The following is a 10460-nucleotide window of genomic DNA, read 5'->3' as shown; positions in this document are numbered from 1 at the left end:
CTATTCGCTACCTGCTGGTTTCTTTTTGCCTGTTAAATCGCGGCGGACCACTTTGGGCCTATCGTCTGTGACTTCGACCTTATCGGTCCACATCTTCAGGTGTTTGCCGAGCAGCTCGATTGCTTTGGTCTTTTCCCATGTGCGGATCTTTTTGGTGAACCCCACATGCTCTTTGTCTTCGCCGCGCCCCTCAAAAAGCATGTCGACATCGATCCCAGACAGAGCTCGCCGGATGCTTTCTGGCATATCGTGGATTGGCAGCAAATCGCCATTAGCATTGAATGCTTCACCGATATCAGAGAAGGCTATGAGCGCCAGTTCTTCGAGGATCCGTTCTTTAGTAACTTCCAGCTTTTTGAACGTAGGCCCAACAAGTGCATCAATCGCCGCTTTAATCCGTGGCTTATCCAGCATCTTGCTTGCCTGAATGTGGGCGTAGGCAGGCGCGTAGCCGGCAGACTTGGCGGCAGCTCCGCCGTTTCGCCCATTGATCACGTAGTGATGAACGAACAGCACCTCTTTGGCGCTTAACTCTTCGTTAGCACCATGCATCTTGCGTTCGCGTGGCATCAGTCAGCCTCAGACTCGTACTGCTTCATTCGTGCTTCGTGCTCGCGCTCATCCATTTTCAGCTTCCGGACCTGCACCACGTAATTCAGAACAAAGGTTGCGATGGTTGCCAGAATGCCGATCAACACAGCCCACTCAGACAAACTGAGCAGGCCGACACCGGTTGTTGCTCCGGCAGCAATGTAAGAGCCTCCAGCCGTTACTTTTTCTGACATGAGTCTGGTTCCGTCATGCATACCTGAATGCTCCGCCACTGCTGATACTGCTCGGATTCCAGATTGCATATTTTGATGTCCGTAATGAGCTGAAGGGTGTACCGGTGCAGGTCCAGATTTGTGGTGCCGTTAAATGGCCGTAGCGGGCAACCAGTAGCCATCATGTTTGAAGGTGGCAGGACGTAAACTGGTTTGCTTACTGTGACCGTTTTGACCACTGGCGCTGGCGTTGACGAGCAACCGGCGAGCATCATCAGGCAAAGGCACAGCAGTCCAGGTGCGAGTTGGTTCATGTTCTGATACCTGCAGTTTGTTGGAGTTGGTCAGCCAGTCGTTGCCTGTGTCGGCGATCGCCTGCTTATTGCGCTCATGGTCAGCGTTGAGTGCGGCCACCAGTTCGGCCTGAGTGACGAGGCCATCAACCTGGTCAGAGATTTCAGTAACAGCAGCAGACAGTTCAGTCAGCGAGTCGGATTGGGTTTTAATCGTGGCGTCTTTGAGTTCCAGCGATGCCTGAGCTTGTGTCAGCTCAATTGACTGATGTACGGAAAAGCCACCAAGGGCCAGAACGGATAAACAGATTGCGGCCAGCAGACCGGTCTTAAAGTATGAACGCATTACAAATCCCTCATGCAAAGTTTGGCCTCAGCTCTGCGCCGATTCGTTAGGCCATTGGATTGTTGCCCCTTGATGTAAACCCAGCGCATGAGTTGGTGGCACGCCTCTTTGCGCTTGCCCTGATTGAGCAGCTGCAGCATCGTGGATGTTTGCCACCGGCCAGCGCCGGCGTTGTACACAAAGGACAGGTAAGCCGCGTGCTCACCTTCGGAGAGCGGCACTTGCACCACCGCCAACATTTGCCGGTTGTGTTTGCTCAGGTCAGCTGCGATTTGATCAAGGCATTGTTCGTCGGTGAACTTCATGCCCGGCTTCAGCTCCGGCCCGGTGTGGCCGTAGCAGCTGGTTAGGATGTTTGCTGGGTCCAGATAAACTTCGTTCTCTTTCCCTTCCCACGGCATGATTAATACCGCAGCAGAAAGAGCCACGGCACCGATGATGCCGCGGGATGCGAGTTTGGTCTGGGTGGACATTTGGCGCTCTGATATACTGTATTTATATACAGTCATTAGTTAATCACATGCCAGCCATCAGACGCAGATTTAACCGCGGCGTTATCACGCTCGCCCCGCACGTTGTTGCAGGTAAAAGCCTCGCATGCGGCCAGACCGTTGATGTCAGGCTGCGCGATGACTTCAGACCCACTCACTTCGGCGGGTTCGTGGATATCTCGATGGTTGGCGACAGCTTCCAGCGCGTGAAAATCGAGGGCATCTCTGCGTTCTGCCCTGGTGATGATTTTCTGGGATCTGGTTTTGTCTCTTACTGCAAGCAAACGCTGATGCTCGGCGCTTACTTCAGCAACTTAAGTTCTGTGTTCCTTGTCCTCGATTCCGGCTGGCCAATCGCCTGGTGCGAATTACCAGCGGCCCAGAATGAAAAAACCCCGGCTGAGTAAACAGACCGGGGTGAAGAAGTTCTGGGTGTAGAAAACAGGACGGTAAAAAGCAAAAACCCCAGCGATTGCCGGGGTTGTTTTCACATCGGGCATAAAACTCCGATGATTGCGAAATAATAAGCTAGTTTTTTGAGGTGTCAAGGCTGTAAAGAAGTAAAATGACCATCTTTGGTATGTCGAAGATGTAAAACTTTACATAGCATTTGGTATCGATTCACTAAAATTGGATAACCTTCAAAAAAATCTGGTTTAGGGGGATCCCCCTTTGAAAAGCACAAATTCGACAAAAGACAATGACGCACCATTTCAGCGCCATAGCACTCAACATAGGCTTCAAACCCATCGATTTTATGAGATAAATCTATAAGTTTCTTAAAAACATGTAACGCTCGGTTGGTAACATACCAATAATCAGCCGAAGTGATAACTAACTCCGGATTTTTTGACACTTCCCCACTTACTGCATCACTTAAATATTGAGTATAGATACCCAAGCCTGTTAAGTTTAGATTCTGCTCGCACTCAACTCTTTTTGCATCGAAATCATAATAGACATTCATAAAAACTCTGGCTAATGATTTGGAAAAATCTCCATTTCCAGAATGGTACTTTTGAATGTCGACCAGATACCCACTGAATAGTCTGTCCAAGCCAGAATGCAACTCAACACTTCTCTGCTGTTCAATATTTTCCAAAGCCAGCTTAGTAGATTGTTCTTGTAATTTTCGACTCAGTTGTGCTTCCAGCCGGGTTGATTCCATCTCCGTCGTCTGCAATTTTATTGTATATAATAAAGCGATAAATGAAGCAAATGCGAGAATTGGGTTCAGCATTCCACCGAAGAAATCTCCTACCACTCCCCACTCCATTGGGTCGGGACTAATAGACCAGCTTCGAGTGCCATCCAGGAATAACCCTATTGGCACCAGGACGATACTTCCAATAAATACGCAAAAAAGGTAGATATCTAATTTTGTGGAAGTCTTTTCGTAATTACGACCTGTAGTGGCTCGCTTAAAATAGCGCAAATAGAAATCGAACTTCTTAGAGATTGATCTCTTTTTGTTAGGATTAAATCTTGGCTTGAGTGTCGCTCTATTCAGCAGATAATGCGCCCAACGTAACAATGCCCATCCTAATAAAAATAGACAGACAAATACCCAACTGTAATTGCCCAAGCCAGCAACTATAAATTCACCCATAACCCCTCCCTAAAAACCTCACCCTACCAGCGTCCCGATTGTGAGTGCAATTGAATTTAACCTTAACAAGCTCTAAAAAGTAAAACCCAGCGGGAAGCCGGGTTAATTTTGTCTTCGGGTGGGATAATCCGATCCTTGGTAAATAATAAGCTTTATTTACAGAGAGTTAAGCGCTTCCGAAGGCAAACGCAAGTTGACCAAAGCATTTTTGAAAAGCAGCCGACGCCCTTCGTCTTTAAAAGTGAAATGATTGTAATTGAACTGCTTACTAAATCGAGTAAATGTCCGAGCCAAAATATACGCACACGCGACTAAATAGATTGCGCTACTAGAATCAGCAAGCCTGATTTTTTGCTGAACCTCCTCTAACTTCACATGCTTGCCAATGTCAGAATGCGCATCAATTATATCAACAAGCTCCAATGCCATACTTAAATAGGGAAATAGAAGCCCATCAATTTGCGCAACATAATACTTAAGGTCTATTGGGTTTTGGGGTTCGCATTTGTTACGGTGGGCAACTCTAGCCCTCTCAAAACATGACTCTATATCTTCAGGCTCATCTTTTTGTGTCGCGTAGAATGCGTAACCTAGCGCTGTCACTAGTTCGCCGATACTCCCCGGCGGCGTCGAGCCTATTGGAAATCCATTGTGCGGAATGTTTTTCACAAGCAGCTCTTTAGCTGCAGCCACATGTGTTCTCAATTTATTAGAGATATAGCGGTAATCTTCAAGAAGAACCTGCTGACTTAATTGCTTCTCTGACTCTTCAGCGATACGTTGCTGAGCTTTCACCGACTTTTCAAACTCCCTTCTGGTCAATCTCAGTTCTTCAGACTGAATCCGGATGGTGTAAAGCAGTGCAATGAAAGAAGCAAATGCCAGTATTGGGTTAAGCATGCCGCCGAAGAAATCGCCCATCTGGCCCCATTCAGCTGGCGATGAGCTAACTGGTAGCCGCAATGAAAAAAAAGCGATGTAAATGCCACCTAAAGCAACAACTAAAGCGATGAGTGAGTATTTGATGTTGGTAAAAAACCTAATCTCTTCCGACCGTCTGGTCACTTCATCTGCTATATCCGATACTCTCTCGAAAGGATTGTCGTTGTGTTCTTTGAACACTTGCGAATTAATTTCACTGATTTTCCTATCCAAGTATTTACGCCTGAGCCAAAACAGCACCCCACACATAATTAAAGCAATAACTAGCCAGCCTCCAAATCGCCATTCACCGAAACTAGTTAAAAACTCACTCATAACCCATCCCTGAAAAAAACAAACCAACCCCGAATTTACCCCAAATAAAGCCAAGCCACCAGATTGCTGCACCTTTCCAACTCCGCTCGCCCAACATACCGATACGGATCCATCATATGACCACTGACCACGGCGACCGCATGGCGCAGTTCGGTTGATTTAGTTGGGCATGATTCAAGCCGGCTGAGCATGTCAGCTGCGGTGAGTGTTGCGGCAAGACTGCCGCGAGGGATGGATTCGAAGAGCATTCAATTGCTCCGGCGAGTGGTCAGGCTTTAGGTGTAGCAGAATTGTGAATTTATTCCATTCGCGCGTTGCCGCGGTGGGCTGCAACGATAATCGAATACCACCAGAAGCGTCTAATAAATAGTATTGGCAACCGGAAAAGCTTGTGGTGCTGTTGCAAGGGCAACGGAAATAAGTTGGCCGGACTGTTGTCGTGATGCCACCATTCGTTCGTCAGAAACGGCAATCAGGATTTATTTTTACCACTCAAATTTTGGAGTTTTGTCTCAAGTAAAATTGGGTAGAAAAATATTTTCACTGACGTGTTCTGAAAAATAGCGCTGGCCTTATCCTTTTGCAGGTGGCTCAGCCATAAAGATTTTTTCCAGAGAAATTTCGACGTTTTTAAGCGAGGTAAAATGATTTTCATAGGAACAGAAAAATTGCGACAACAGAAAATAGCGCCAGGGTTATGCTGGCAAAGTCGGGTCACAGGCGCGCGAACGCCTGTAACCCATAAACATCAATCCCAGTCGGAGAGATATTCATGAAGAAGAGTAAACCAAAACATCGGAAACGGCTATCGCCACCAGTCATCAAGCCTCAAAAGGGCAAAATTGACAAAGGCATTCTGGAGCTGATTCTTAAATACCTGCCTCAAATACTACTGGCACTCGGGGTGTTGTACTACGGCCATCCAATAGGATAAATGTTCTACATGTAGAAGAAGCCCGGTTCGCCGGGCTTCTTTGTTGCCGGAACACCATGACATTCTACATGTTGAACAACCTCGGTTTGCCAAGCCTCATATCCATCCAGAGCTATCAATCTGCTTACTCGCCAGCAACGGTATCTTTCCAAACTCATAAATTGCCACATATGTCACCAAACTCTGAAAACTGGCCTTCTTTGCCCGCTGAAATGCTTTAGAAGTGAGCTACGAATCCATTCCGCACACCTAAGAAGTGGATGAGAATCAAGTCAAATATTTGTTGCAATAAAAGCAGTTTAAGATAAATATAAGCCGTTAGCATTGCTAACATTTAACCAATTAAATTAACAGCAAAGAAGGATGTTTTGAATGAAAAGGCTTTTATCTTCAGCATTATTTTTGTTATGCAGCAACGCCTACGCTGCATTGCAGTGCCCAAGTGATTCCATGATTATCTATAGCGACGACTGGCACAAGTATTTAACATCTGGGCAGTATACGGTGCGACAAACAGACATAACTGATTCTGAGGTGTGTATTTCACCTCGAAAAAACCCCAATAATCAAGCTGCAAACAGCAATAACCCACTAGTTGACGGTAATGTGATGAAATTCAATTACCCGGTAGTTTTTGATGGTTTAATGAATGTTTCAATTTTTGGCGAAGAATACGATGGAGGTAGCCTCAAGTCTGACTCCTATGAACCGGATTTTCTACGCATACCTTACTTTAAAGCAGGTGATGGATACTCTAGCAAAAGCGCAGTCTTAACGATAAACTCCTCAAAATATAGCTCAATTTATTATATACGCGCTGAAAACACAGGCAGCCCAATAGAGACTGGCCGAACAGCGTTAAGGATTGCTGGCAGTGAATTTATTACGTTGAAACACCTTGAAATAGTAAGCCCAAACATTTCACTAAACGTGGATTCTTCATTCGATACAACCATCAAAAGAACAGGCTTCAGATGCGACTACTTCTGCATACAAAACCATGGCTCCCCAAAAACAAAGGTTGTACAATCTCACATTCATCAAATATTCACAAACAATCTAAATGACACACACCCAACAATATCCATCAACCCGAACCAACCCGTAACAAAGGACGGTACTACGCATCCAGCAGCACAATCTACCATTGAATTTGAAAAATCAGTTTTTTTAATTAAAACTGGAACTGCGTTTGCTGCTAACAGCCTCTTAGGCATAAACAACAGAGGGAGTAATTTACTTCTCCCTGCGAAGGTGACGGTTAAAGATTCAACGTTTCAAATTCATAAATTTAAAGATAAAGACTATGGTTTTGGTTATCATCATGCGAACTATGGTTTGGTGGATATAGATATACAGAGCGACAATAAATTTACCCACGGCAAAGACAATGGAACGCCGTTAAATCCAAACGTTGTTGATATTAAAGACATAACGACCTCAGACATTCAACTAGCTGAAAACCTTATCAGTTGGAAAGGGAAAGGTGGGATTCAACTTTTCTATAATGATTCCGATTACGCCCCTTCACACCATATACTTCAAAAAATTGCAAATGATTCACACGATCGCTATATCAGAGTCTGCGTGTCCAGCGTTTGTAAATATTCAACCAACCACAGCGTCTATCAAGCACAAAGAGAAACAATTAACCTTGACACAGTAAAAACATATAGCTCAACTGAAATTTCTTTGTGTAGCAAAGCATTGAACCAATATGGCTCGCACGCCGCCAGAATCCACATAGAATTCGTTTGCAGGCAAACTAAATTTCAAACGCGTAAAGACGCGGACATATATCAATAAAAAGTAAGCTCGCTCGACGGCCAACCTGAAGGGCAGGCCGTCGAGATTTTAGTATGGTGGAGCTAATGTTATATTAAACTTTCACCATCCTATTCCATCCAGCAAAGTCCGAGCGCAATGGCCAGCATTACTCGCATGCCGATGCAGCGTAGCGACGGCATCCATGTAGTCGTCATAGTGCCGCTTCAACCAATCCTGCTTCGTCAGTGGCTGAGCCAGATGCAAGGTGATTGACCTCAGTAGCGCAGCCTCAGTGAGGATGATCCGGCCCACACCTTCGCACTTGTTGCACTGGTTAATCTGGTTGAACTTCTTGCTGTAGACCTGACCGGTGCCGTGGCATTTGTGGCAGATATTGGTATCACAGACTTCATGCACCGCGGCTTCAGCCATGGCATAGGCCAAGTCATCCCCCTTGCCCATTGCTGCCAGCGTGGCTTGTAAAGCACCAACCAGCTTCGCCCGGGCTGTTTTGTCCTGAGCAATCTGCGCATCGAGTATCAGCGCCCCGATTGGCTCCCGGTGCTGGATTTGCCCGAGCAGGCCCAGCACATCTTCGCCGGTCATTGGATTGGCTGACTTCTTAAACATCAGTTCGCTGCCGGTGATGCTCTTTGGCACCTGGCGTGTGTAGACTCGTTCAACTGTCATCACCATCAATCAGCCCTCCAATTCCGTGATTAATACCTGGCACTGACCGCCTTTGATGATGTCACCGCGGCAAACTATCAGCCGGTCAATCTGTGAATCATCGGCATAGACGCCAGCGTGTGTCAGCGCATCGAGCGTTGCTTTGATGCGGTTATCGATGTCCTGCACGCGCTTATCAGCCGGGTGAATCACCAAATCAACCTGAAGCCGGCCGGTTAGTTTCTTGTTTGCCCGAGCCTGCAACACTGCAGCAATAACGTCAGTGCGGAACTGCTGGCCCTTCACACTGATGTAGACCGTGATTGGCGACCTGACAGTTTGCATCAGGCGACCGAACTGTGCCGGCCGTTTTACTTTTGTCGTCGCGCTGCGCCAGTAGCTGTTCAGGCTTGGTGGCAAAGGAAGAATGAGTTCGATCATTCCACCTCCCGAATCGCACCCACGGCACCAGCCAGCGCAGCCAACTGAGTTTTACGCGGGTCAGAATCCGGCAACAGTCGGGCACCTGCCTGCAGTTCGTTGAATGCGTTGCTGAGATGAAAGCTCAGTTCCGGCTCGGCTTGTTCGTTTTGCTGCTGTTCTAAATTCATCTGCTCTCTCCAAATCGCTCTGTAATCGTTTCTAATCGCTCACCCGCAACAGGTGAGTTACTGAGTGCCTGTTCGCTTGCTGTGGCTTGCGCTGGCCTCGTTATTTTTGATTTCCATCCTGTTGCGTCGGATGATGTTATTAGTCATTCTTTGCGGCCTGCCCTTGGTTCTATTACGGAATCTGCGGTTGATTTTGTTGCTTGCTCTGCGCTGCCTCTGCAGCCATCGCCTGAACTCGTTTTGCCAGTGGTGATACCGGAGCAAGTCTCAGCTCTGCCGGCATTTCTGGGCGCTGGTCATGGCCGATAGCCAGTTGCGGTTCTGGCAGTTGTTCGCCGGCTTGAAGGCGTTTGGTCCAGTGGTCGTATTCGGCGCGGATGGCATCTTCAAACTCGATGCTGGTCAGCGTGTAAATCAAATCGCCTTTGCGGCTGCAGATAACCCGGGCCAGTGGGTGAGCGAACACATAGCCCTCACCAAAGCGCTGTGCTTGCTTGCCGGCGATGATGTCGGCCAGTAACGACCGAAAATCCGGTATGCCAAGGTCAGCGGGTGTCGGTTTGCACATCGCCGCGAATTCACTCGGGTTCGGTGCAAAGCGCTCAGTGGCCGCACGCTTCTCCAGCGCCCCGATGCCGCGTTCAAATCCTGCAGCGTCGATACACTCGTCCAGCATCCGTTTGGCGTACTGCGCAATCACGCCGTGAGCCTGCTCATCGGTCTGGCAGAACTGGCTGGCAAAGACCGGGTGATACGTGGTCAGAACGGGAAGCAACGTCGCCATGAGTTTTTCAGTGCCCTTCGCCAGTCTGGTTGCTTGCAAGTCGCTCGGAGGCTTCCTGTGCAAGTCGCATTGCTCGCTGTGTGCCGGATTCGTTGCGAGGTTGTGCAGAGCTTCGGCCGTTACCAGCTGAACGGTTTGGTTGTTTCGCATGGTTGACTTTCTCCCGCTGGCACCAGGTGCGCCAGTTGCTGAGCCATTCGGATTGAGTTTTCAGGGTGTTCGCGTTGGCCTTGTAGCAACGAAACAAATCAAATCGGGTTTGAATGTCCGAGTCGGAGTATTCGCTTCCAAGGCCTGTGGTCCGAGCAAGCAGCAGGTGCTGTTCGGTAAATCGGAGTTGCTCGCCAGTGCAGGAGTCAGCTGCAACGGATTGGCTGGATTGGTGCTCGGAGTTATCGGGCTGGTCGTGCTCGTCGAAGTCGAGCGGATCTGGAAAATCTGTCTGCGCGTTTAGAGAGAGATTATTACTGTTACTGTTATAGCTATTGGTTAAGGAAGGGTTCGCTAACGGTTCCGCAAGGGTTCCGATTTCCTCAGCTTTAATTTCAAGGAATTCCGCCCAAGCCTGCATAAATAAAGGCTTCCAGCAGCAAGAGTCTGGGATCGACATAGCGATTTTCTTCGCACTCTTCCGCTGGTTCGGGTTTTCAGGCTTATTCCACTCAAAATGCTTGCAGATATAGACCCATTTTGTGGTTTCGCAACGGTTAGCGAAACCCTTCTCTAACAGTTCCAAAAGGGTTATGCGAACCCTTTCAGAAGTCCATTGCAGGTCTTCGCAAACGTAGCCATCAGGCAGTCGAAAAACCCCTGAAATAGTCCCATGCGGGCTGGTCAGCAGATACAAAGCAAGGTATCTGGCATCTTCAGACATATCCCGGATGGTATCGCTCGTCCAAAACGACGAATGCACTTTGCCGTAATCACGCATGACC

13 protein-coding genes are annotated in these 10460 nt (G+C 47.8%); 2 read left to right on the top strand and 11 right to left on the bottom strand.

The window, feature by feature from the left end:
* The 4 genes from ACQ66Q_RS00350 to ACQ66Q_RS00335 form a co-directional block, all read right to left on the bottom strand.
* Positions 1-570, bottom strand: a complete 570-nt coding sequence (locus ACQ66Q_RS00350; RefSeq protein WP_430454958.1) for a terminase small subunit — start codon at positions 568-570, stop codon at positions 1-3.
* Complete coding sequence (locus tag ACQ66Q_RS00345) at positions 570-785, bottom strand: HP1 family phage holin (protein ID WP_430454957.1); 216 nt, start codon at positions 783-785, stop codon at positions 570-572. Before ACQ66Q_RS00345 ends, ACQ66Q_RS00350 begins: the two co-directional genes overlap by 1 nt.
* Positions 770-1036 carry an Rz1-like lysis system protein LysC gene (lysC, locus tag ACQ66Q_RS00340; protein WP_430458519.1) on the bottom strand — a complete coding sequence of 89 codons (267 nt, stop codon included), beginning with the start codon at positions 1034-1036 and terminating at the stop codon, positions 770-772. The genes ACQ66Q_RS00345 and lysC overlap by 16 nt, the downstream gene beginning before the upstream one ends.
* A gap of 366 nt (positions 1037-1402) precedes the next feature.
* Positions 1403-1876, bottom strand: a complete 474-nt coding sequence (locus tag ACQ66Q_RS00335; protein WP_430454956.1) for a lysozyme — start codon at positions 1874-1876, stop codon at positions 1403-1405.
* Positions 1877-1923: 47 nt separating this feature from the next.
* On the opposite strand from ACQ66Q_RS00335, the gene ACQ66Q_RS00330 reads away from it, so the two are divergent.
* Positions 1924-2301: a hypothetical protein gene (locus tag ACQ66Q_RS00330; protein WP_430454955.1), complete on the top strand. Its 378-nt coding sequence runs from the start codon at positions 1924-1926 to the stop codon at positions 2299-2301.
* Positions 2302-2438: 137 nt separating this feature from the next.
* Here ACQ66Q_RS00330 and ACQ66Q_RS00325 read toward each other — a convergent pair whose 3' ends face one another.
* Positions 2439-3503: a hypothetical protein gene (locus ACQ66Q_RS00325; RefSeq protein ID WP_430454954.1), complete on the bottom strand. Its 1065-nt coding sequence runs from the start codon at positions 3501-3503 to the stop codon at positions 2439-2441.
* Positions 3504-3659: 156 nt separating this feature from the next.
* Positions 3660-4832, bottom strand: a complete 1173-nt coding sequence (locus tag ACQ66Q_RS00320; RefSeq protein WP_430454953.1) for a hypothetical protein — start codon at positions 4830-4832, stop codon at positions 3660-3662.
* A 1234-nt stretch (positions 4833-6066) separates the two neighbouring features.
* On the opposite strand from ACQ66Q_RS00320, the gene ACQ66Q_RS00315 reads away from it, so the two are divergent.
* A complete protein-coding gene (locus tag ACQ66Q_RS00315) occupies positions 6067-7500 on the top strand; it encodes a hypothetical protein (protein ID WP_430454952.1) in 1434 nt (477 codons plus the stop codon).
* An 81-nt stretch (positions 7501-7581) separates the two neighbouring features.
* On the opposite strand, the gene ACQ66Q_RS00310 is transcribed toward ACQ66Q_RS00315, so the two are convergent.
* The 5 genes from ACQ66Q_RS00310 to ACQ66Q_RS00290 form a co-directional block, all read right to left on the bottom strand.
* Positions 7582-8160, bottom strand: a complete 579-nt coding sequence (locus ACQ66Q_RS00310) for a hypothetical protein (protein WP_430454951.1) — start codon at positions 8158-8160, stop codon at positions 7582-7584.
* The gene (locus tag ACQ66Q_RS00305; protein ID WP_430454950.1) at positions 8161-8571 is read right to left on the bottom strand and encodes a RusA family crossover junction endodeoxyribonuclease; all 411 of its coding nucleotides are present in this window, start codon (positions 8569-8571) and stop codon (positions 8161-8163) included. It abuts the gene before it with no gap.
* Positions 8568-8741, bottom strand: coding sequence for a hypothetical protein (locus tag ACQ66Q_RS00300; protein ID WP_430454949.1), 174 nt, complete (start codon positions 8739-8741; stop codon positions 8568-8570). The genes ACQ66Q_RS00305 and ACQ66Q_RS00300 overlap by 4 nt, the downstream gene beginning before the upstream one ends.
* Positions 8742-8913: 172 nt before the next feature.
* Positions 8914-9525 carry a replication protein P gene (locus ACQ66Q_RS00295; RefSeq protein WP_430454948.1) on the bottom strand — a complete coding sequence of 204 codons (612 nt, stop codon included), beginning with the start codon at positions 9523-9525 and terminating at the stop codon, positions 8914-8916.
* Positions 9526-9532: 7 nt separating this feature from the next.
* Entirely contained in the window at positions 9533-10456 is a 924-nt protein-coding gene (locus ACQ66Q_RS00290) for a hypothetical protein (RefSeq protein WP_430454947.1), read from the bottom strand.
* Between the last annotated feature and the right edge of the window lie 4 nt (positions 10457-10460).

This window comes from Rheinheimera sp. (genome assembly GCF_965283995.1).
Classification (GTDB): domain Bacteria; phylum Pseudomonadota; class Gammaproteobacteria; order Enterobacterales; family Alteromonadaceae; genus Pararheinheimera.
The sequence above is the reverse complement of the archived record's forward strand: the minus strand, read 5'-3'. Positions and strand labels throughout refer to the sequence as shown.